Source organism: Streptomyces sp. NPDC048106, assembly GCF_040706415.1.
GTDB lineage: Bacteria > Actinomycetota > Actinomycetes > Streptomycetales > Streptomycetaceae > Streptomyces.
In genome coordinates, this window is record NZ_JBEZND010000012.1 from 63,196 (window position 1) to 84,345 (window position 21,150).

17 protein-coding genes are annotated in these 21,150 nt (G+C 72.7%); 7 read left to right on the plus strand and 10 right to left on the minus strand.

The features are described 5' to 3' along the window. Positions 1 to 188 precede the first annotated feature (188 nt). Positions 189 to 641, plus strand: a complete 453-nt coding sequence (locus AB0927_RS15155) for an ATP-binding protein (RefSeq protein WP_366668024.1) — start codon at positions 189 to 191, stop codon at positions 639 to 641. On the opposite strand, the gene AB0927_RS15160 is transcribed toward AB0927_RS15155, so the two are convergent. The 3 genes from AB0927_RS15160 to AB0927_RS15170 all read right to left on the minus strand — a co-directional run bounded on the left by AB0927_RS15160 (position 601) and on the right by AB0927_RS15170 (position 4,520). After that, positions 601 to 2,049 (minus strand): amino acid permease, encoded by a 1,449-nt coding sequence (locus tag AB0927_RS15160; RefSeq protein ID WP_366668025.1) that lies wholly within the window; start codon positions 2,047 to 2,049, stop codon positions 601 to 603. The genes AB0927_RS15155 and AB0927_RS15160 overlap by 41 nt on opposite strands. A gap of 152 nt (positions 2,050 to 2,201) precedes the next feature. Next, positions 2,202 to 3,209, minus strand: coding sequence for an ornithine carbamoyltransferase (gene argF, locus AB0927_RS15165; RefSeq protein ID WP_366668026.1), 1,008 nt, complete (start codon positions 3,207 to 3,209; stop codon positions 2,202 to 2,204). Positions 3,210 to 3,296: 87 nt separating this feature from the next. Next, entirely contained in the window at positions 3,297 to 4,520 is a 1,224-nt protein-coding gene (locus AB0927_RS15170) for an arginine deiminase (protein ID WP_366668027.1), read from the minus strand. 270 nt (positions 4,521 to 4,790) lie between these two features. Here AB0927_RS15170 and AB0927_RS15175 point away from each other — a divergent pair, with 270 nt between their 5' ends. Next, entirely contained in the window at positions 4,791 to 5,390 is a 600-nt protein-coding gene (locus tag AB0927_RS15175) for a DUF6058 family natural product biosynthesis protein (RefSeq protein ID WP_366668028.1), read from the plus strand. Positions 5,391 to 5,428: 38 nt separating this feature from the next. On the opposite strand, the gene AB0927_RS15180 is transcribed toward AB0927_RS15175, so the two are convergent. Both AB0927_RS15180 and AB0927_RS15185 read right to left on the minus strand, forming a co-directional pair. Further along, positions 5,429 to 7,969 (minus strand): polynucleotide kinase-phosphatase, encoded by a 2,541-nt coding sequence (locus AB0927_RS15180; RefSeq protein ID WP_366668029.1) that lies wholly within the window; start codon positions 7,967 to 7,969, stop codon positions 5,429 to 5,431. Next, positions 7,966 to 9,429, minus strand: coding sequence for a 3' terminal RNA ribose 2'-O-methyltransferase Hen1 (locus AB0927_RS15185; protein ID WP_366668030.1), 1,464 nt, complete (start codon positions 9,427 to 9,429; stop codon positions 7,966 to 7,968). The genes AB0927_RS15180 and AB0927_RS15185 overlap by 4 nt, the downstream gene beginning before the upstream one ends. A gap of 103 nt (positions 9,430 to 9,532) precedes the next feature. On the opposite strand from AB0927_RS15185, the gene AB0927_RS15190 reads away from it, so the two are divergent. Continuing rightward, positions 9,533 to 10,456, plus strand: a complete 924-nt coding sequence (locus tag AB0927_RS15190) for an LLM class F420-dependent oxidoreductase (protein ID WP_366668031.1) — start codon at positions 9,533 to 9,535, stop codon at positions 10,454 to 10,456. An 84-nt stretch (positions 10,457 to 10,540) separates the two neighbouring features. Here AB0927_RS15190 and AB0927_RS15195 read toward each other — a convergent pair whose 3' ends face one another. The 4 genes from AB0927_RS15195 to AB0927_RS15210 form a co-directional block, all read right to left on the minus strand. Continuing rightward, positions 10,541 to 11,044, minus strand: coding sequence for a DUF6099 family protein (locus tag AB0927_RS15195; RefSeq protein WP_366668032.1), 504 nt, complete (start codon positions 11,042 to 11,044; stop codon positions 10,541 to 10,543). A 188-nt stretch (positions 11,045 to 11,232) separates the two neighbouring features. Further along, positions 11,233 to 11,580 carry a nucleotide pyrophosphohydrolase gene (locus tag AB0927_RS15200; RefSeq protein ID WP_366668033.1) on the minus strand — a complete coding sequence of 116 codons (348 nt, stop codon included), beginning with the start codon at positions 11,578 to 11,580 and terminating at the stop codon, positions 11,233 to 11,235. Continuing rightward, a complete protein-coding gene (locus AB0927_RS15205) occupies positions 11,577 to 12,764 on the minus strand; it encodes an ATP-binding protein (RefSeq protein ID WP_366668034.1) in 1,188 nt (395 codons plus the stop codon). The genes AB0927_RS15200 and AB0927_RS15205 overlap by 4 nt, the downstream gene beginning before the upstream one ends. Before the next feature lie 127 nt (positions 12,765 to 12,891). Beyond that, positions 12,892 to 13,269 (minus strand): cell division protein SepF, encoded by a 378-nt coding sequence (locus AB0927_RS15210; protein ID WP_366668035.1) that lies wholly within the window; start codon positions 13,267 to 13,269, stop codon positions 12,892 to 12,894. A gap of 348 nt (positions 13,270 to 13,617) precedes the next feature. On the opposite strand from AB0927_RS15210, the gene AB0927_RS15215 reads away from it, so the two are divergent. The 4 genes from AB0927_RS15215 to meaB all read left to right on the plus strand — a co-directional run bounded on the left by AB0927_RS15215 (position 13,618) and on the right by meaB (position 20,407). Continuing rightward, on the plus strand, positions 13,618 to 15,267 hold the full coding sequence (locus AB0927_RS15215) for a hypothetical protein (RefSeq protein WP_366668036.1): 1,650 nt from the start codon (positions 13,618 to 13,620) through the stop codon (positions 15,265 to 15,267). A gap of 163 nt (positions 15,268 to 15,430) precedes the next feature. Continuing rightward, positions 15,431 to 17,230, plus strand: coding sequence for a methylmalonyl-CoA mutase family protein (locus AB0927_RS15220; protein WP_366668037.1), 1,800 nt, complete (start codon positions 15,431 to 15,433; stop codon positions 17,228 to 17,230). Then, on the plus strand, positions 17,230 to 19,404 hold the full coding sequence (gene scpA / locus AB0927_RS15225) for a methylmalonyl-CoA mutase (RefSeq protein ID WP_366668038.1): 2,175 nt from the start codon (positions 17,230 to 17,232) through the stop codon (positions 19,402 to 19,404). The genes AB0927_RS15220 and scpA overlap by 1 nt, the downstream gene beginning before the upstream one ends. 7 nt (positions 19,405 to 19,411) lie before the next feature. Then, a complete protein-coding gene (gene meaB, locus AB0927_RS15230; protein WP_366668039.1) occupies positions 19,412 to 20,407 on the plus strand; it encodes a methylmalonyl Co-A mutase-associated GTPase MeaB in 996 nt (331 codons plus the stop codon). A 4-nt stretch (positions 20,408 to 20,411) separates the two neighbouring features. Here meaB and AB0927_RS15235 read toward each other — a convergent pair whose 3' ends face one another. Next, on the minus strand, positions 20,412 to 21,098 hold the full coding sequence (locus AB0927_RS15235; RefSeq protein WP_366668040.1) for a GAF and ANTAR domain-containing protein: 687 nt from the start codon (positions 21,096 to 21,098) through the stop codon (positions 20,412 to 20,414). Positions 21,099 to 21,150 lie beyond the last annotated feature (52 nt).

Sequence of the window (21,150 nt, forward strand, 5' to 3'; positions counted from 1 at the left end):
GGCCGGTTCGTGCCGACTGTCACCGGTCGGCCGCAGGGCCGTAACAGAGGGCGTCGGCGGGCGAGGCGGGGCGCCGGGCGGGGTAGGGCGTCCGGTGCCGGCGCGGGGGCCCCGGGCGAAGCCCGCCGACCGTCCGGGGCGGCCGGGCCCGTACCATTCCTACAGTCGAAAGCAGGACAGCCTGCTCCATGAACGGACTCGCCTTGCACGAACACCCCACCGAATCGGCCTCCTGGCGCATGGCGCTGCCGCACACCGCCGCGGCGGTGCCCGTCGCCCGTGCCCTGGTGCGTTCGGCCCTTTCCGAGGTGGAGGACGCGGCCGACCGCGACACGGCGGAGCTGCTCACGGCCGAGCTGGTGGCCAACGCGGTGGAGCACACCGCCGGCCGGGGCCCGATAGAGCTGGTGGTGGAGCTGCTGCCGACCGGCTGCCAGGTCGAGGTGCACGACCCCGACCCCGCGCCGCCCGGCCAGCTGACCCGGCCGGTGTTCGAGGAGCCCGACCTGTGGCAGGAGGGCGGGCGCGGGCTGCTGCTGATCCGCGCCCTGAGCGCCTCCTGCGGACACCGCCCCACCCCGAGGGGCAAGGCGGTGTGGTTCACACTGCCTGCGGTTCCCGCTCAGCGGCGTCCGCGCTGACCTCGGCGGCCTTGCCGCGGGCCAGCATGGAGTGCCGGCGCCCGTAGGCGAGGTAGACCGCGAGGCCCACCACGAGGAACCCGGCGAACTGCATCCAGGTGTGCCAGCCGGTCTCGTACATCAGGTACAGGCAGAAGGCGATGCCGAGCAGCGGGACCACCGGGTAGAGCGGTACCCGGAAGCTGCGGGTCAGGCGCGGTTCGCGGCGGCGCAGGGTCATCACCGCGACGTTGACCACGGCCATGATCGCGAGCGTGCCGATGGTGCACAGGTTCATCACCGAGTCGAGCGAGGCGAAGGCCGCCGGGAGCGCGAAGACGATGGCGACGATCAGCGTGCCGGCGACCGGCGTGGAGGTCCTCGGGGAGACCTTCTCGAAGACCCGCGGGATCAGGCCGTCCCGGGACATCGACATCAGGATGCGCGTCTGGCCGTACATCACCGCGAGGACCACGGAGGCGATGGCGACGACCGCGCCGAAGGCGATCACGCCGCCGCCGATGGTCGAGCCGGTGACCTTGTTGACGACGTAGGACAGGGCGGCGGGGCGGCCCGCGACCTGGTCGCCGCCGATGGCCCCGATGGCCGCGACCGCGACCGCGCAGTACAGCAGCGTCACGACGCCCATGCACACCATGATCGCCACGGGGATGTCGCGGCGGGGGTTCTTGGCCTCCTCGCCGGCGGTGGTGATCGCGTCGAAGCCGATGTACGAGAAGAACGCTGCGGTGGTGCCCGCGCCGATGCCGCCGAGGCCGGCCGGGGAGAACGGGGTGAGATTGCCGTGCTTGAAGGCGCTGTAGCCGATCGCGCAGAAGACGAGCAGGATCACCAGCTTGACGGCGGCCATGGCGGCGGTCGCGCGGGCGCTCTCGCGCACGCCGCGCACCAGCAGCACGGAGGCCAGGGCGATCACGAGCACCGCGGGGAGGTTGACGATCCCGCCGTCGCCCGGCCCCGCCGACAGCAGGGCGGGCAGCTGCCAGCCGGTGAGGCTGTGCAGCAGTTCGTTGACGTACTGGCTCCAGCCGACGGCGACGGCCGAGATGGAGATGCCGTACTCCAGCAGCAGGCACCAGCCGACCAGGAAGGCGGTGGACTCGCCGAGGCCGGCGTAGGCGAAGGAGTACGAGGAGCCGGAGACCGGGATGGCGCCGCCCAGCTCCGCGAAGGAGAAGGCGGTGAAGACGCAGGTGATCGCAGCGAGGACGAAGGAGATGACGACGGCGGGACCGGCCTTTGCGACGGAGTCGGAGAGGCCGACGAAGATGCCGGTGCCGACGATGGCGCCGACGCCGAAGCAGATGAGCTGGAAGAGCCCCATCGTGCGCTTCAGGCCGTGTCCCTCGCGGTCGGCGCCGGATTCGGCGACGAGCAGGTGGGGGGACTTGATGCGGGGAGCGGGCATTGCGGGTGGTGCTCGTTTCTGGTGGTGCGGGGCGACGGGATGAGGTCGCGGGCGCGAGCGGCGGGACGACGGTCGCGGCGGCGGCCCCGGAATGGGTGGCTCCGGGGTCGCCGGTCAGGATAATCCCTGGTCGGGGGCGCTAACCAAGCCGATCAGGCGAGTGTGGCGACCAGCACGGCCTTGATGGTGTGCAGCCGGTTCTCGGCCTCGTCGAAGACGACGGAGTAGTCCGATTCGAACACCTCGTCGGTGACCTCCAGGGAGGTCAGACCGTAGGCCTCGTGGATCTCCTGTCCGACCTTGGTGCCGAGGTCGTGGAAGGCGGGCAGGCAGTGCAGGAACTTGACGTCCGGGTTGCCGGTGGCGCGCAGCACGTCCATGGTCACGGCGTACGGCGCGAGGGCCTTGATCCGCTCGGCCCAGACGTCCTTGGGCTCGCCCATGGAGACCCAGACGTCGGTGGCGACGAAGTCGGCGCCGCGGACGCCCTCGGCGACGTCCTCGGTCAGGGTGATCACCGCGCCGCCGGCCTCGGCCAGCTCACGGGCGCGGGCCACGATCTTCGGTGCGGGCCAGTACTGCTCGGGCGCGACGATCCGTACGTCCATGCCGAGCAGGGCGCCCGTGATCAGGTAGGAGTTGCCCATGTTGAAGCGGGCGTCGCCGAGGTAGGCGAAGGCGATCTCCGTGAGCGGCTTGGCGCTGTGCTCGGTCATGGTGAGCACGTCGGCCAGCATCTGCGTGGGGTGCCAGTCGTCGGTGAGGCCGTTGTAGACGGGCACGCCGGCCTCGGCGGCCATCTCCTCGACCTTGGCCTGGCTGTCGCCGCGGTACTCGATGCCGTCGAACATCCGGCCGAGGACCCGGGCGGTGTCCCGCACGGACTCCTTGTGCCCGATCTGCGAGCCGATCGGATCGAGGTACGTCGTGTGCGCACCCTGGTCGGCGGCGGCGACCTCGAACGCGCAGCGGGTGCGCGTCGAGGTCTTCTCGAAGATCAGGGCGATGTTGCGGCCCTGGAGGTACCGCACCTCGGCCCCGGCCCGCTTGGCGGCCTTCAGCTCGGCGGCCAGCTCGATCAGGCCGCGGAACTCCTCCTCGGTGAAGTCCAGCTCCTTGAGGAAGTGGCGGCCTGCGAGGGCGGTCGGGACTGTCGCCATGGGGGCGCTCCAGGGGTACGACTATAAGGACTCTGGAATTCTATACGACTGTAAGCAAACTTATGCAGCCGCGGGGGATGCGCCTCCTCACACAGCATCCCGCTCCACCGGGCAGCTCATGCACCGGGGGCCGCCCCTGCCCCGCCCCAGCTCGCTGCCCGGGATCTCGATGACCTCGATGCCCTGCTTGCGCAGGTGGGTGTTGGTGGTGGAGTTCCGTTCGTAGGCGACCACCACGCCGGGTTCGACGGCGAGCACGTTGCAGCCGTCGTCCCACTGCTCACGCTCGGCCGCGTGCACGTCCTGGGTGGCGGTCAGCACCCGGATCTCGCCGAGCCCGAGCGCGGCGGCGATCGCGCGGTGCATGTGCTCCGCCGGATGGTCGGTGACCTTCAGCTCCTTCTCCCCCGCCCCCGGCTCGATGGTGTACGAGCGCAGCATGCCGAGCCCGGCGTACTGGGTGAAGGTGTCGACGTCGACCATCGTCATCACCGTGTCGAGGTGCATGAAGGCGCGCCGCTTGGGCATGTCGAGCGCGACGATCGTGCGGGCGGAGCCCGCCGCGAACAGTTTGTGCGCGAGCATCTCCACGGCCTGCGGGGTGGTGCGCTCGCTCATGCCGACGAGGACCGCACCGTTGCCGATCACCAGGACGTCGCCGCCCTCGATGGTGGAGGGATGGTCGGCCTGCCCCTGGGACCAGACGTGGAAGCGCTCCTCGCGAAACAGCGGGTGGTGCCGGTAGATGGCCTCGAAGTGCACGGTCTCGCGCTGCCGGGCGGGCAGCCGCATGGCGTTGATGGCGACCCCGTCGTAGATCCAGGCGGAGGTGTCGCGGGTGAAGAGGTGGTTGGGGAGCGGGGCGAGGAGGAAGTCGTCCAGGTCCATCACGTGGAAGCGGACGGAGGTCGGTTCCGCGTGCGCCGCCAGGAACTCCCGTTTGGTCATGCCGCCGACCAGCGCCTCGGCCAGCTCCCGCGCGGGCAGGTTCTCGAACGCGGCGCGCAGATGGGCGGTGGCGAGGGGGCCGTACTCCCGCTCGTCGAAGACGCGGTCCAGGACCAGGGCGCGGGCCTCGGGCAGCTCCAGGGTCTCGACCAGCAGATCGCCGAAGAGGTGGACGGCGACGCCCCGGTCGCGCAGTACGTCGGCGAACCCGTCGTGTTCGGCGCGGGCCCGGCGCACCCAGAGGACGTCGTCGAAGAGGAGGGCGTCCTTGTTGCTGGGGGTGAGCCTTTTGAGCTCGAGATCGGGCCGGTGCAGGATGACGCGGCGCAGCCGCCCGGCCTCGGAGTCGACATGGAATCCCATGGAACCATCCTGACCACCGGGGACCGGATTCACCCGCCCGTGGACCATTTCGACGCGCTCTCGTCGCGGTTTCCGTTCGCCCGCTCGGTCCCCCGGCGGCATCCCGGCCGGTTTCCCCCTCCTGACGACAGCCGGCTCCGCCCCTTGTCGTCCGGACGACGAAAAGAGCGGGGAGCGGCCGAGGCCGGCGGGGGACGGTTCGGCGGGCGCCGACCCGTCCGGCGGATAGCGTCCACGGGACCCGCACCGACGACGCCGGAGGCCCGCCCCATGCCGGAGACAGCCCTGAAGCAGCGACTCGCCGAACGATTCCGCGAGGTCAACGGCGACCACCCGATGACCCCGGCCGACGACGCCTACGTCAGCGCGCAGTTCGTCGTCCTGGAGGAACTGTGCACGGCCCTCGGTCGCGACGCGGACGCGGTCCGCCGGCTGATGCTGGAGCGGCGTCTGCCCCTCCCCGGCTATCTGCGCTCCGACGGCGCCGAGATGGTCCCGGCCGACCTGTTCGCCCTCGCCGGGGAGGCGGGCGGCGTGGACCGGCTGGAGACCTGGTTCGTGGCCCACTGGTCCGACCCGGCGACCGGAAAGGAGGAGTGGGACGCCTACCTCAGCGGCCAGTACGTCTGCCTGCGCTCGGTGACCCCGGCCACGATCCGGCGCAAGGGCCGGCTGACCACCGCGATCGGCGAGGCGATGGACGAACCGGACCCCGGCTCACCGCAGTGGCTGCGCCGGCTGCACGACATGATCGACGAACTGGACGCCCTGGAGCCGGAGTTCACGGCGTACGACCGGCTCCGCTTCGACGGACCCGTGTCCAGGGACACCTGCGTCGCCGGACCGCGGGCCCGCTTCCCACGGGCGTGACGGTCCGGGCGGCGCCGCGCGGCGACTCCGTACACGCCCTACAGCCGGGGGTCCACCGGTTCCGACTCCAGGGCCAGCACCCCGAAGACCGCCTCGTGGACCCGCCACAGCGGCTCGCCGTCCGCCAGCCGGTCCAGGGCCTCCAGGCCGAGGGCGTACTCGCGCAGGGCGAGGGAGCGCTTGTGGTTCAGGAAGCGCTTCCGCAGCCGGGCGAGGTTGTCCGGACGGGTGTACTCGGGGCCGTAGATGATGCGGAGGTACTCGCGGCCCCGGCACTTGATGCCGGGCTGGACCAGGCGGCCGTCCGGGCGGTGGGCCAGGGCGGTGAGGGGCTTGACGACCATGCCCTCGCCGCCGCGGCCGGTCATCTCCAGCCACCAGGCGACGCCCGCGGCGACCGACTCGGGGTCGGCCGGGTCGACGTAGAGGCGGCGGGTGGTGGCCAGCAGACCGCTGGGGTCGTTCTCCACCAGCCGGTCCAGCAGGCCCAGTTGCTCGTCGTGCGGGAGCGCGGCGAGGCTGCGTCCCTCGGTGGCGAGGATCTGGAAGGGGGCCAGGCGGACGCCGGACAGGCCGTCGGTGGTCCAGCAGTAGCGGCGGTAGGCGGCCGTGAACGCGGCCGCGTCGGCGGCACGTTCGCGCTGCCGGCCGAGGAGCCCGCCCACGTCGGCGCCCCGCGCCGCCGCCGCCTCCAGCGCGGCCAGCGCGCCCGGGAACACCGCGCCGGACGCGGCGCCGACGGCCGCGTACTGGCTGCGCAGCAGTCCGGATGCCTTCAGCGACCACGGCATCAGCTCGGCGTCCAGCAGCAGCCAGTCCGTGTCCAGTTCGGACCAGAGCCCGGCGTCGGTGACGGCCGCGCGCAGCCGGGTGAGGATCTCCTCCGTCATCTCCTCGTCGTCGAGGAAGGGGCGCCCGGTGCGGGTGTACAGCGCGCCCGTGGGGCCCCGCACGCCGAACCGCTTCGTCGCCGCCGCCGCGTCCCGGCACACCAGGACCACGGCCCGCGAGCCCATGTGCTTCTCCTCGCACACCACCCGCGCGACCCCGTCCGCCGCGTACTGCGCGAACGCCTCCCGCGGGTGCTCCAGGTAGCCGTCCACCTCGGAGGTGGCCGTCGGCGCCATGGTCGGCGGCAGGTACGGCAGCAGGCGCGGGTCGATCGCGAAGCGGCTCATGACCTCCAGGGCCGCCGCCGCGTTCTCCTCGCGGACCGCCACCATGCCGGCGTGCCGGGTCTCCACGGCCCGGCGTCCGGACACGTCCGCGAGGTCCAGCGGACGGCCGTCCTGCCCGCCGGGCGCCTCGGTGCGCAGCGGGCGCGTCGGCTCGTACCAGACGCGCTCGGCCGGTACGTCGACCAGTTCCCGCTCCGGCCAGCGCAGCGCGGTCAGCCTGCCGCCGAAGACGGCGCCGGTGTCCAGACAGATCGTGTTGTTGAGCCAGGAGGCCTGCGGCACCGGGGTGTGGCCGTAGACGACCGCCGCCCGGCCCCGGTAGTCCTCGGCCCACGGGTAGCGCACGGGCAGCCCGAACTCGTCGGTCTCGCCGGTGGTCTCGCCGTACAGGGCGTGCGAGCGCACCCGCCCCGAGGTGCGGCCGTGGTACTTCTCGGGCAGTCCGGCGTGGCAGACGACCAGCTTGCCGCCGTCGAGGACGTAGTGGCTGACCAGTCCGTCGATGAACTTCCGCACCCGCGCCCGGAACTCCTCGCTCTCGCCGTCCATCTGGGCGATGGTCTCGGCGAGGCCGTGGGTGTGCTGGACCTTGCGGCCCTTGAGGTGGCGGCCGTACTTGTTCTCGTGGTTGCCCGGCACGCACAGCGCGTGGCCCGCCTCCACCATCGACATCACGCGGCGCAGCACTCCCGGGGAGTCCGGGCCGCGGTCGACCAGGTCGCCGACGAAGACGGCGGTACGGCCCTCCGGGTGGACGCCGTCGGTGTAGCCCAACTTGCCGAGCAGCGCCTCCAGTTCGGCGGAGCAGCCGTGGATGTCGCCGATGATGTCGAAGGGGCCGGTGAGGTGGGTCAGGTCGTTGAAGCGCTTCTCGGTGACGACGGTGGCGCCTTCGGCCTCCGCCACCCCGCGCAGGACGTGCACCTTGCGGAAGCCCTCGCGCTCCAGGTGCCGCAGCGAGCGGCGCAGTTCGCGGATGTGCCGCTGGATGACCCGGCGCGGCATGTCGGCGCGGTCGCCGCGGGCCGCGTTGCGCTCGGCGCAGACCTCCTCCGGTATGTCGAGGACGATGGCGATGGGCAGCACGTCGTGCCGCCTGGCCAGTTCGATCAGCTGGCGGCGGCTGTCCTGCTGCACGCTGGTGGCGTCCACCACGGTGCGGCGCCCGGCGGCGAGCCGCTTGCCGGCGATGTAGTGCAGGACGTCGAAGGCGTCGCGGGAGGCGCTCTGGTCGTTCTCGTCGTCGGAGACCAGGCCCCGGCAGAAGTCGGAGGAGATCACCTCGGTGGGCTTGAAGTGCCGGCGGGCGAAGGTGGACTTGCCGGAGCCGGAGGCGCCGACGAGGACCACGAGGGAGAGGTCGGTGACGGGGAGGACCCGTCCGTCGCGTGTCTCGGTCATGCCGCCTTCGCCTCCTTCTCGGTCTTGAGGGTGAACAGGGCAAGCTGGGTGGGCGGTCCCACCTCGGGGTCGTCGGGGCCGACGGGCTCGAAGGCGACGTCGTAGCCGTGCCGTTCGGCCACCTGGGCCGCCCAGGCGCGGAACTCCGCACGGGTCCACTCGAAGCGGTGGTCGCCGTGCCGGACGTGCCCCGCGGGCAGGGTGTCCCAGCGGACGTTGTACTCGACGTTCGGGGTGGTCACGACGACCGTGCCGGGGCGGGCGTGCCCGAACACGGCGTACTCCAGGGCGGGCAGCCGCGGCAGGTCGAGGTGTTCGACGACCTCGCTGAGCACGGCGGCGTCGTAGCCCTTGAGCCGCTTGTCGGTGTAGGCGAGCGAGCCCTGCGTCAGCCGGACGCGGGACGCCTGCCGCTCGCCCATGCGGTCGAGCCGCAGCCGCCGGGAGGCGATGGTGAGCGCCCGCACGGACACGTCGACCCCGACGATCTCGGTGAACCGGGCGTCCTTCAGCAGCTCCTGCACCAACTGCCCCTCGCCGCACCCGAGATCGAGCACCCGGGCGGCGCCGCGGGTGCGCAGCGCGGTGACGATCGCCGCCCGGCGCAGCACCGCGAGCGGGGTCGGCTTCTCCTCTTCCTCGGTCTCCTCGCCGACCGCGTTGTCGATCTCCTCGACCTCGCTGTCGTCGCTCTCGGCGAGCCGCACCAGCTCCAGCGCCTCGCGCGCCCGCCGGGTCAGCGACCAGCGGCGGGAGAGGTAGCGGCTGGTGATGAGCTGCTGCTCCGGGTGGCCGGGCAGCCAGCCCTCGCCGGCCCGCAGCAGCTTGTCGACCTCCTCGGCGGTGACCCAGTAGTGCTTGGCGTCGTCGAGGACCGGCAGCAGGACGTAGAGGTGGCGCAGCGCCTCGGCGAGCGTCACCGCCGCGGACTCAAGGACGAGACGGACGTACCGCGAGTCGCCCCACTGCGGGAACTCGGTGTCCAGCGGCACCGGTTCGGCGGCCACCGTCCAGCCCAGCGGCTCGAACAGGCGGCGCACGAGGGCGGCGCCGCCGCGGGCGGGCAGGGACGGGACCTCGACGCGCAGCGGCAGCGGGGCGGCGGCCCGCTCGGGGCGGGCGGCGCACACGCCGCGCATGGCGCTGGAGAAGACGCCGCCGAGGGCGACGGCGAGCAGGGAGGAGGCGGCGTAGGGCCGGTCGTTGACGTACTGCGCGAGCGCCGCGTCGGGGGCGCCGCCGCGGCCCTTGCCCCTGCCGCGCCGCGCCAGCGCCTCGGGATCGGTCTCCAGCAGCAGGGCGGCCGTGCAGCGCGCGTCGTCCGCCTCGGGGTAGAAGACGTGCGCGGTGCCGTAGGACGTGGAGAAGCGCTGCGCCTTGCCCGGGTGCTTGTGCAGCAGGTACCCGAGGTCGGTGGCCGGGTGGGCGGCGTCGCCGCTGAGAGAGATCGTCAGGAACACGTGTCCGAGTCTGGCCGTCCGGGGACACCGCTGACCACCGGTTTTCGAGCCGCTCGGCGACTTTCTGCGCGGTTGCGTCCGCAACGGCAGGCATGATGGACGTATGGATCTTCGAGTCTTCACCGAACCCCAGCAGGGCGCGACCTACGACACGCTTCTGCGTGTCGCCAAGACCGCCGAGGAGCTGGGCTACGACGCCTTCTTCCGCTCGGACCACTACCTTCACATGGGCAGCGTGGACGGCCTGCCGGGCCCCACCGACGCCTGGATCACCCTGGCCGGCATCGCCCGGGAGACCAGCCGGATCCGGCTCGGCACCCTGATGACCGCGGGCACCTTCCGGCTCCCCGGCGTCCTGGCCATCCAGGTGGCGCAGGTCGACCAGATGTCCGGCGGGCGGGTGGAGCTGGGCCTCGGCTCGGGCTGGTACGCGGAGGAGCACAAGGCGTACGGCATCCCCTTCCCGAAGGAGAAGTTCGGGCGCCTCGAAGAGCAACTGGCCATCGTCACGGGCCTGTGGGAGACGCCGGTCGGCGAGCGGTTCAGCTACGACGGCACCTTCTACCAGTTGCAGGACTCCCCGGCGCTGCCCAAGCCGGCGCAGGACAGGATGCCGCTCCTCATCGGCGGCCACGGTGCCAAGCGGACGCCGGCGCTGGCGGCGCGGTACGCCTCCGAGTTCAACATCCCCTTCGCCTCCGTCGAGGACAGCGAGCGCCAGTTCGGCCGGGTGCGGGCCGCGGCCGAGGAGCGCGGGCGCAAGGGTGACGACCTCGTGTACTCCAACGCGCTGGTCGTCTGTGTGGGCAGGGACGACGCCGAGGTCAAGCGGCGGGCGTCCGCCATCGGCCGCGAGGTGGACGAGCTGAAGGCCAACGGTCTCGCGGGCTCCCCGGCGGAGGTCGTGGAGCGGCTGGGACGCTACGCCGCGGTGGGGTCGCAGCGGGTCTATCTCCAGCTGCTGGACCTGGACGACCTGGACCAGCTGGAGCTGATCGCGTCCGAGGTCATGCCGCAGCTCGCCTGAGCCGGCCGACGGCACGCGTCGTGGTCACCGGCACCGCCGACTCCGGGCGGTGCCGCGCGGCGGCGCGGGAGGCCGGTCCGGGGGCTACGCGCATGGCGCGCCCCCGAAGGGGCTTCTCCGGCTGTCGTTCTCCGACAACACCACCTCTTCCCGCGCCGCCAGCTTGCGCAGCATCTCGCGGACGCGGTCGCGGGACTCGTCCGCCGCGTCGATGGCCTCCATGCACTGCCAGTACGTCGTCTCGTCGGCGGCGGCGCTGGCCAGGCCGACCAGGGCCATGCCGACCTCGGCGAGCAGCCCGCCGAGGCAGAGCAGGGTCTCGCGGGCATCGTCCAGCCGGGTGAGCTGGGCGGCGCGCAGACCGCCGGGGTCCAGTTCGGGTGGATCGAGGACCCCGCAGCCCCGGCCCGCCAGTTCGGTCAGCCCGAGGGCCTCGCCGCGCAGCTCCGGCGGTCCGGAGACCGCGAGCCGGCTGCCGATCGCCTGGGCGAGTGCCTGTGCCTGCCACACCTCCGCCATCAACTCACGTGTGTCCGCGCCGCCGGCCAGGGCTCGCCTGCCGGTGAGGATGAGTCGTACCGCGTCCATCCGTCGCCCCCGTCCCTCCACGCACTCGCTCGTACGTTCACTGGCTCTCTTGTCCACTACCCAGAGTGAGGGTCGTTAGTGCGAAAAGCCAGAGGAAGCCCGAAATCGGTGGACAACAATTCGGATTCGGTAGCCGAATTGACTCCGGAGAGTAATAACGGAACCAGGTGGTCCGCCTGTTGCGGGACTCACCCCGCGTCCGTCCCCTCCCCGGGCCGCGGGAAGCGTCGTTCGTTGCGGTCGATCTTCTCGGCCAGCGCGGTGAGCGGGTCGACGCCCAGGACCTCGCAGAACTGGAGGAGGTAGGCGAGCACGTCGGCGACCTCGTCGCGGACCCGGTGCGCGGTGGCGGGGTCGTCCATCACCTGGGCCGACTCCCGCGGGGTCAGCCACTGGAAGATCTCGACCAGTTCGGCGGCCTCCACGCTCAGCGCGGAGGCGAGGTTCTTGGGGGTGTGGTAAGGCCCCCAGTTCCGTGCGGCGGCGAACTCGGCGAGTCTGCGCTGGAGTCGGGGGAGGTCGGGGTGTTCCGTCACGGGTTCAGGTGTACCACTGTGACGCCGTCGGTCCCGGCGCACCAGGAGGCGTCGTTCACCGCCGCGACACAGCGGACGTGTCCGCGCTCGGCCATCGCGACCGCGAGACGCAGCAGGGCGCGGCGCTGGCGCGGGTCGAGGCAGCGGTCGAAGCCGTCGGCGAGGACGGTGAGGGAGCGCAGGGCGTCGGGGACCTCGCCCGGCGGGTCCATGTCCAGCACACCGGGTCCGGTCAGCAGCACCAACGTGAGGGCGAGGTAACGGAGTTCGCCCTCGCCGAGGCGGGCGAGCTCGGTGCGGTGGCCGCCGCCGCGGTCGAAGAGGGCACGCACCGTGCCGTCCGGGAGCGGCTCGGCGAGCAGGTCGGACACCGCTCCCGCGCAGCCCGCGCGCAGCGCCTCGACCAGCCGGCCGTGCCGGGAGGCGCACTCGGCGCGGGTGCGCCACAGCACGTCGGCGAGGTTGTCGCAGGCCGGCATCAGCCGTCCGGTGCCGGTGGGTACGGGGGTGCGCATGCAGTCGGGGCGGGGGTCGCAGGCGAAGACCGAGCGCAGCGCGACGACCATCTGCTCGGCCGCGGCCAGCACCCGGCGCTGCCCGGCCGTCTTGCCGGCCACGCGCAGCGGGAGCAGGGCGGTGCCGAGGTGGTCGTCGGGAAGGGGCGCGCGGGTCACCGGCGCGGTGCCGGCGGTGTACCAGGCGGCCTGTACGGTGCGGCGCCCCGGGTCGCGCAGGGCGGTCGTCAGCAGCACGACGTCGCCCGCGGTCAGCCGCTCGCCCACGATCCGCAGCCGCGGTTCGGCCTGTACGGCGACGTCGAGCCGGACCGGACCCGCGGCGCCGTCGGCCGTGCAGCCGATCCGGAAACCCCGCCGCCCCTCGCCGTCGGGCCGGGCCCGCTCGGGCACACAGGCCACCGGATCCGGGAACGCCTCCAGGAGCGGCGCGCCGCCGCCGAGCCGGGCCAGCGCCTCGTACGCCGCCAGCGCCGTCGTCTTCCCCGACCCGCTGGGCCCCGCGAACAGAGTGACCGCCCCCAGCGGGAACCCGGCCCCGCGGTGCCCGGCGAACGCCGACAGCCTCAGTTCGGTGATCCGGGGCCGCACGTCGAGGAGCCCCGGCGCGGCGGTCCCGCCGGGGGCGTCGACCACCGGCGGATCGGCGGACGCGAAAGACATGGCCATGCCCGGAACGTAGGGCTCCGCCGAGGGGGTGAACCGTTTACCCGGCGGAGATTCCCACGATCGGGGACGTTCGCGGCAACAGCGGGGAACGCCCCTCACCCGACGGGGCGATGGGCGAGCCCCCGGCTCACCCCGTCCCCTCCATCAGCCCGCTGACCTCCGTGCCCGGCGGCGTCAGCAGGAAGACGTTCCGGTCGACCCGGTGCATGCCGCTGCCCAGACCGAAGACCACGCCCGTGCTGAAGTCGAGGACGCGCTTGGCGACATCGCCCTCCGCGCCGGAGAGGTCGAGGAGGACCGGAGTCCCCGTCATGACCGTCTCGGCGACCTCGCGGGCGTCGGAGAAGACGTTGACGCGGAGGACCACGAAGCGGCGCCGGGTCTCGGTCTCGGCGTCCGGGAGGGACCGGTGGCCGACCGCGGAGGGCCAGGCGTCGCGGCCCCGTAGCGGCACGACCTGGGCGAGCCCTTCCCACTGTTCATCGGTGACGTCGTAACGGCTCACCGGCTCCCCCCGACCTGACTCGCGTTCCATGCGTGCACCAGTCAATTCTTACGCCAAGTCACCCGTTCGGCCCAACAACGACACACAACCACACGGAAGCGATCGGTCCGGTGACGTCAACCCCGCCCCACCTTGGGTCAGATGTGCGAATATGCCCGTTTCTTACCGCCCTCATACCGGACTCTTCACCGCGCGTCGCGCACCGGTCACGCACCGCCGCTAGCGTCCGGTCCCGTGCACTTGGCAGAAACGCAAGCGGTGACGCCCGGCCGGGGGACTCAGTCGGCGGGGTCCGCCGTACCGGGACCGCGCGCGGGGGCGTCCGAGGGCCCCGCGCAGTGGCACCGCGTGCTCACGCTCCTGGCCGACGTGAGCCTCTTCATCGGCACCCGTTCGATCTGGACGCAGGCCGCCACGCACCGTCTGGTCCTCGCCGGGGTCATCTCCCTCTGCTACGCGGCGATCCTGGTGACCGGCGTCCTCGCGCTGACGGTCCGCCGGACCCGCTCGCTGGCCCGCCTCGACCTGGTGGTGCTGGCGACCGCGGTCACCCTCGCCCTGTGCGCGTGGGCGCTGAACCACCACGGCGGCGACGAGGCCCTCCTCACCACCCAGGCCGCCAGGGAACTGGCCCACGGCAACAACGTGTACGACCACCCCTGGCCGTGGCTGTTCCAGCAGAAGGGCGTCGCCGTGACCGCGACGACGACCGGCGGATACGACTACACGTACGGCTATCCCCCGCTCGCGGCGCTGCTCACCGTCCCGTTCCTGTGGCTGGGCCACGGCGGCGCCCCGGCGACGGCCGCGGGCACCCTCGCACTGATCGCGGGCGCGATCGCGCTGTGGCGGCTGCTCCCCGCGCAGTGGCGCTCGGCTGCCACCATGGTCTTCCTGGGCTTCGGCCTGCTGCCGAACTACGCCCGCCAGGGCTACCCGGCGATCGTCGCCCTCGCCCTGCTGGTCCCGGTGGTGGTCCGCTGGCCCCGCCTCGGCGCGCGCGGCCGGCTGGGGGCCGCCGGAGTGGCCCGTGCCGCCTGCCTCGGCGCGGCCTGCGCCGCCCAGCAACTCCCCTGGTTCGTCGCGCCGTTCCTGCTCGCCGGGATCCACGCGGTGCGCCGCGGCGAACTGGGCGGGCGCGCGGCCGCGCACGTGGTGCTGCGGATCACCGGCATCGCCGTACTGACCTTCCTGCTGATCAACGCCTATCTGATCGTGACCGAGCCCGGTCCGTGGCTGCGCGGCATCGTGCTGCCGCTGACCCAGGGCGCCATCCTGCACGGCCAGGGTCTCGTCGGCGTCTCGCTGTACTTCACCCACGGCAGCGACCGGCTCGACTGGTACGGGCGCGCGAGCATGCTGCTGGCCGCGGGCCTGTTCGCCCTGTTCGTGCTGTTCGTGCGCCGCCTCGGCCCCGCCGCGACCGTGCTGCCGTGGTGCGCGTTCTTCCTGGCGACGCGCTCGCAGGACGGCTACTACCTGATGATGACCCCGCTGTGGCTCGCGGCGGCGGTCACCGCGCCGCTGCCGGAGTTCGCGCACGCGTGGCAGCCCCGGCCCCGCCTCCCGGCCGGTCCGCGGCGCGGGACCGCCCGGCTCGCGACGGTAGCGGTGCTGCTCGCGCCCGCGCTGGTGAGCGCGGTCCTCGCGGCCACCGGCAGGCCCCCGCTGCGGATGGACGTCGCGGCGGTACGGCCCCTGTCCCCCGGCACGATCTCCGGGGTGACCCTGAGGGTCGCCAACACCGGCGCCGCCCCGCTCACCCCGCACTACATGCTCACCAGCGGCCAGGGCATGTCCCGCTACTGGTTCCTCACCCACGGCCCGGCCACCATCCCCGCGCACACCACGGCGACCGTGGAACTCCGGGCCCCCTCCGGCGCGTTCACGCTCCCGGGGCGGAGGAGCCCCCGGCTGCGGCTGCGCGCCTTCACCGGCGGCCCCCAGACGCTCTCCACCCGGGACGTACGGCGATCCGAGCTGCGCGTCAGGGGCTGAGCGCCCCGCCCGCCCCTGCGGCCCGGCCGTCATCGGGGCCGGGCCGCACCGCCGTACCCGGAAAATCACCCGGGGAAGCGGCGCGGGTCACAGCCGCAAGGGGAGAAAACTCACAAGCGTTTGCTCTGCACTCGGCTGAGCCCACTGGCCTAGCATCCGAGCCATGACGGTCCTGCCTGACGACGGGCTCCCACTGGCCGCCGAGTTCCCTGACGCGACACACGAGCAGTGGCAACGCCTGGTCGAGGGTGTGCTGCGCAAGTCGGGCAAGGAAGTCTCGGGCACGGCAGCTGAGGACGCTCTGTCCACGACGCTGGAGGACGGGCTGCGCACCCGTCCCCTGTACACCCCGCGCGACACCGCACCCGACCCCGGCCTGCCGGGCTTCGCCCCCTACGTGCGGGGCGCGCGCCCCGAGGGCGGGGTCACGGGCGGCTGGGACGTACGCCAGCGGCACACGACGCTCGCCGACGGCGCCGTACTCGCCGATCTGGAGAACGGCGGCACCTCGCTGTGGCTGGCGCTGGGCGAGGGCGGCATCCCGGTCGCCGAGCTGGGCCGGGCCCTGGAGGGCGTCTACCTGGACCTCGCGCCGGTCGTCCTGGACGCCGGACGGGACACCCCGGGGGCCGCCGAGGCGCTGCTGCGGATCGCCGCGGAGCAGGGCGTCGACGCCAAGGCCGTGCGCGGCAACCTGGGCGGCGACCCGCTCGGGTACGAGGCCCGCACCGGCACCGCGCAGGACTTCGCGCCGTACGCCGAGCTGGCCGCGCGCTGCGCCGGGTCCCACCCGGGCCTGCGCGCGCTGACCGTGGACGCGCTGCCGTACCACGAGGCCGGCGGCTCGGCCGCGCAGGAGCTGGGCGCCTCGCTCGCCACCGGCGTGGCCTATCTGCGCGCGCTGACCGAGGCGGGGCTCTCCGTCGAACAGGCCGCCGAACAGCTTGAGTTCCGCTACGCGGCCACCGCCGACCAGTTCCTGACCATCGCCAAGCTGCGCGCGGCGCACCGGCTGTGGGCGCGGGTCGCGGAGGTCAGCGGCGCGCCCGGGGCCCAGACGCAGCACGCGGTGACGTCGCCGGTGATGATGTCCCGCCGCGACCCGTGGGTGAACATGCTGCGCACCACGGTCGCGACGCTCGCCGCCGGGGTGGGCGGCGCCGACTCCGTGACGGTGCTGCCGTTCGACCACGCGCTCGGCCTGCCGGACGCGTTCGCCCGGCGCATCGCCCGCAACACCTCCACCATCCTGATCGAGGAGTCCTACCTCGCGCGCGTCATCGACCCGGCGGGCGGCTCCTGGTACGTGGAGCGGCTGACCGACGAACTCGCCCAGGCCGCCTGGGAGTTCTTCCGGACCATCGAGCGCGACGGCGGCCAGGCGGCCGTGCTGCGCTCCGGACGGCTGCGCACCGACCTCGCGACGACCTGGGCGGAGCGCTCCAAGAAGCTCGCCAAGCGGCGCGAACCCATCACCGGCGTCAGCGAGTTCCCGCTGCTGGACGAGAAGCCGGTGACGCGCGAGGCCGCGCCCGAGCCGCCGTCCGGCGGGCTGCCCCGGGTGCGCCGGGACGAGGCATTCGAGGAGCTGCGGGCCCGCTCCGACGCCCATCTCGCGGCGACCGGCGCCCGCCCGCGGATCTTCCTCGCCACGCTCGGCTCGGCCGCCGAGTACACCGCGCGGGCGTCCTTCGCCGCCAACCTGTTCCAGGCCGGCGGCATCGAGCCGGTGACCGGCGGAACCTTCGAGGACAGCGGCGCCACCGAGGCCGTGCTGTGCTCCAGCGACGCGACGTACGCCGAACAGGCCGCGCGGGCCGCCGAGTCGCTGCGCGCGGCCGGTGCCCGGCAGGTGCTCCTGGCGGGCCGGGGCGAGTACGCCGGCGTCGACTCGTACGTCTTCGCGGGCTGCGACGCCGTCGATGTGCTGTCCGCGACTCTCGACCGCATGGGAGTGTCCTGATGGGAATCCCCGACTTCTCCGGCATCGAGCTGGGGACCCCGGTGGCCGGCGGCAGCGCCGAGGAGTGGCAGGCGGCCGTCAAGCGGGCCACCGGCGGCACCGAGCCGCTGTGGGAGACCCCGGAGGGCATCGGGGTCAAGCCGCTGTACACCGGGCGTGACCTGGAGGGCCTGGACTTCCTGGGCACCTACCCGGGCATGGCGCCGTACCTGCGCGGCCCCTACCCGACGATGTACGTCAACCAGCCCTGGACGATCCGCCAGTACGCGGGCTTCTCCACCGCCGAGGAGTCCAACGCCTTCTACCGGCGCAACCTGGCGGCGGGCCAGAAGGGCCTGTCGGTCGCCTTCGACCTGCCCACGCACCGCGGTTACGACAGCGACCACCCGCGGGTGACGGGCGACGTCGGCATGGCGGGCGTGGCGATCGACTCCATCTACGACATGCGCCAGCTGTTCGACGGGATCCCCCTCGACCGGATGACGGTGTCGATGACGATGAACGGCGCCGTGCTGCCGGTGCTGGCGCTGTACATCGTGGCGGCGGAGGAGCAGGGCGTACCGCCCGAGAAGCTGGCCGGGACCATCCAGAACGACATCCTCAAGGAGTTCATGGTCCGCAACACCTACATCTATCCGCCGAAGCCGTCGATGCGGATCATCTCCGACATCTTCGCGTACACCTCGCAGCGGATGCCGCGCTACAACTCCATCTCGATCTCCGGCTATCACATCCAGGAGGCCGGTGCGACGGCCGACCTGGAGCTGGCCTACACGCTCGCCGACGGCGTGGAGTACATCCGCGCGGGGCGCGAAGCCGGCCTGGACGTGGACGCGTTCGCGCCGCGCCTGTCGTTCTTCTGGGCAATCGGCATGAACTTCTTCATGGAGGTCGCGAAGCTCAGGGCGGCCCGGCTGCTGTGGGCCAAGCTGGTCGCGCAGTTCGAGCCGCAGAACGCCAAGTCCCTTTCGCTGCGCACCCATTCGCAGACGTCGGGCTGGTCGCTGACCGCGCAGGACGTGTTCAACAACGTCACGCGCACCTGTGTGGAGGCGATGGCCGCGACCCAGGGGCACACCCAGTCGCTGCACACCAACGCCCTGGACGAGGCGCTCGCGCTGCCCACCGACTTCTCGGCGCGCATCGCCCGCAACACCCAGTTGCTCATCCAACAGGAGTCGGGCACCACCCGGGTCATCGACCCGTGGGGCGGCAGCGCCTATGTGGAGCGGCTGACGTACGACCTCGCACGCCGGGCCTGGGCGCACATCCAGGAGGTGGAGCAGGCGGGCGGCATGGCGCAGGCCATCGACGCCGGCATCCCCAAGCTGCGCGTGGAGGAGGCGGCGGCCCGCATCCAGGCCCGCATCGACTCCGGGCGCCAGCCGGTGATCGGCGTCAACAAGTACCGCGTCGACAGCGACGAGCAGATCGACGTGCTCAAGGTCGACAACTCCTCGGTGCGCGCCCAGCAGATCGAGAAGCTGCGCCGGCTGCGGGCGGAGCGCGACGAGCAGGCCTGCCGGGACGCCCTGGACGCGCTCACCCGGGCCGCCGAGGGCACCGAGAACCTGCTGGAGCTGGCCGTGCGCGCGGCCCGCGCCAAGGCGACCGTCGGCGAGATCTCCGACGCCCTGGAGAAGGTGTACGGCCGGCACGCCGGCCAGATCCGTACGATCTCCGGCGTGTACCGCAACGAAGCAGGCGAGTCCCCGTCCGTGGACCGCACCCGTGCCCTGGTGGACGCCTTCGAGGAGGCCGAGGGGCGCCGGCCGCGCATCCTGGTCGCCAAGATGGGCCAGGACGGCCACGACCGCGGCCAGAAGGTGATCGCGACCGCGTTCGCCGACCTCGGCTTCGACGTCGACGTCGGCCCGCTGTTCCAGACGCCGGACGAGGTCGCCCGGCAGGCGGTCGAGGCGGACGTGCACGTGGTCGGCGTGTCCTCGCTGGCCGCCGGTCACCTCACGCTCGTCCCGGCGCTGCGCGAGAAGCTGGCGGAGGAGGGCCGCGAGGACATCATGATCGTGGTCGGCGGGGTCATCCCGCCGCAGGACGTGCCCACGCTCCTGGAGATGGGCGCCACGGCCGTGTTCCCGCCCGGGACGGTGATCCCGGACGCGGCGTACGACCTGGTCCAGCGTCTTTCGGCCGACCTCGGCCACGAGCTGTAGGGCCGCGATGGCCCCGATCGACCTCGACACGTACGTGAAGGGTGTCCTCGACGGGAAGCGGGCCCTGGTGGCCCGCGCCATCACGCTCGTCGAGTCCACCCGGCCCCAGCACCGGGTGCTGGCCCAGGAGTTGCTGACCCGGCTGCTGCCGCACAGCGGCCGGGCCCGGCGGATCGGCATCAGCGGGGTGCCGGGGGTCGGCAAGTCGACGTTCATCGACGCGTTCGGCACCATGCTGACCTCGCTGGGCCACCGGGTCGCCGTCCTCGCCGTCGACCCCTCCTCGACCCGCACCGGCGGTTCCATCCTCGGCGACAAGACGCGGATGGAACGGCTGTCGGTCGACCCGGCGGCCTTCGTGCGCCCCTCCCCCAGCGCGGGCACGCTGGGCGGGGTCGCGAAGGCCACCCGGGAGTCGATGGTGGTGATGGAGGCGGCGGGCTACGACGTGATCCTCGTGGAGACCGTCGGCGTCGGGCAGTCGGAGACCGCGGTCGCCGACATGGTCGACACCTTCCTGCTGCTCACCCTGGCCCGCACCGGCGACCAGTTGCAGGGCATCAAGAAGGGCGTCCTGGAGCTGGCCGACGTGATCGCCGTCAACAAGGCGGACGGTCCGCACGAGCGGGACGCGCGGGCCGCGGCCCGGGAACTGGCGGGCGCGCTGCGGCTGATGCACGGCAAGGACGCGTTCTGGACCCCGCCGGTGCTGCACTGCAGCGCGCGCGAGTCCACGGGCCTGGGCACCGTGTGGGAGCGGCTGGAGCAGCACCGGACGCTGCTGGACTCCACCGGGCGGCTCACCGCCAAGCGGCGGGACCAGCAGGTCGACTGGACCTGGGCGATGGTCCGCGACGAACTCCTCGGCCGGCTGCACGCCGACCCGGCGGTGCGACAGGCGGCGCCGGAGCTGGAACGGCGGGTCAGGGAGGGGAAGCTGACGGCGACGCTGGCGGCGGAACGGATCCTGGCGGCGTTCGAGGGGGGCAGCGGCCGGTCCTGAACCCTCAGAGCCCGCCCCGTTCGCAGACCCGCCGCGCCACCTCCCGGAGCTTGACGTTGTTGTCCTGGGAGTAGCGGCGCAGCACGTCGAAGGCCTGGTCCTCGGTGAGGTCGCCGCTGCCCATGAGGATGCCCATGGCCTCGCCGATGACGTGCCGGGTCTCGACGGCCTGTTCCAGCTGGGAGTGGGTGCGGGCGCTGGAGAAGGCGACGGCGGCGTGCGAGGCGAGCAGCCAGCCGGCCGTCTCCCCGGCCTCGGTGAAGACGCCGGGGCTGCGGGAGTAGAGGTTCAGCGCGCCGAGGTCCTCGTCCTCGGTGTAGAGCAGGAAGCCCATCATGCTGCCGAGGCCCAGCTCGCGGGCCTCGCGCACGTAATCGGGCCAGCCCTCGTTGTCCTCGCGGAAGTCGGCGATCCGGAACACCCGGTCCTCGCTCACCCGGCGGGCGACGTCGTAGCAGGGGCCCTGCTGGAGGCGTTCCTGGAGCAGGTCGCTGTCGGTCACCACCTGGTCGGTCGGTGCGAGGGTGCGCACCCCTTTGGCGTGCAGGATGAGGATGCCGGCCGCGTCACATCCGGGGACGAGTTCGGTGGCGGAGCGGGTGATCCGCTCCAGGGTGTCGGTGACCGTGTCCTGCGCCAGCAGATCCCGCGCCAGCCCGGCCATCCGCTCGGCGAACGTGCGCCAGTCCATCGTTCTCCTCTCCGCCCCCGCCACCCGGCCACCTGCCCTGTTTCCACCATCG

Bases quoted from the DNA above. Each gene is read 5' to 3' on its own strand.
- AB0927_RS15160 (WP_366668025.1), bottom strand. From the start codon at position 2,049: ATGCCCGCTCCCCGCATCAAGTCCCCCCACCTGCTCGTCGCCGAATCC.
- argF (WP_366668026.1), bottom strand. From the start codon at position 3,209: ATGGCGACAGTCCCGACCGCCCTCGCAGGCCGCCACTTCCTCAAGGAG.
- meaB (WP_366668039.1), top strand. From the start codon at position 19,412: ATGGCCCCGATCGACCTCGACACGTACGTGAAGGGTGTCCTCGACGGG.
- AB0927_RS15220 (WP_366668037.1), top strand. From the start codon at position 15,431: ATGACGGTCCTGCCTGACGACGGGCTCCCACTGGCCGCCGAGTTCCCT.
- AB0927_RS15175 (WP_366668028.1), top strand. From the start codon at position 4,791: ATGCCGGAGACAGCCCTGAAGCAGCGACTCGCCGAACGATTCCGCGAG.
- AB0927_RS15155 (WP_366668024.1), top strand. From the start codon at position 189: ATGAACGGACTCGCCTTGCACGAACACCCCACCGAATCGGCCTCCTGG.
- AB0927_RS15180 (WP_366668029.1), bottom strand. From the start codon at position 7,969: ATGACCGAGACACGCGACGGACGGGTCCTCCCCGTCACCGACCTCTCC.
- AB0927_RS15170 (WP_366668027.1), bottom strand. From the start codon at position 4,520: ATGGGATTCCATGTCGACTCCGAGGCCGGGCGGCTGCGCCGCGTCATC.
- AB0927_RS15205 (WP_366668034.1), bottom strand. From the start codon at position 12,764: ATGGCCATGTCTTTCGCGTCCGCCGATCCGCCGGTGGTCGACGCCCCC.
- AB0927_RS15235 (WP_366668040.1), bottom strand. From the start codon at position 21,098: ATGGACTGGCGCACGTTCGCCGAGCGGATGGCCGGGCTGGCGCGGGAT.
- AB0927_RS15190 (WP_366668031.1), top strand. From the start codon at position 9,533: ATGGATCTTCGAGTCTTCACCGAACCCCAGCAGGGCGCGACCTACGAC.
- AB0927_RS15195 (WP_366668032.1), bottom strand. From the start codon at position 11,044: ATGGACGCGGTACGACTCATCCTCACCGGCAGGCGAGCCCTGGCCGGC.
- scpA (WP_366668038.1), top strand. From the start codon at position 17,230: ATGGGAATCCCCGACTTCTCCGGCATCGAGCTGGGGACCCCGGTGGCC.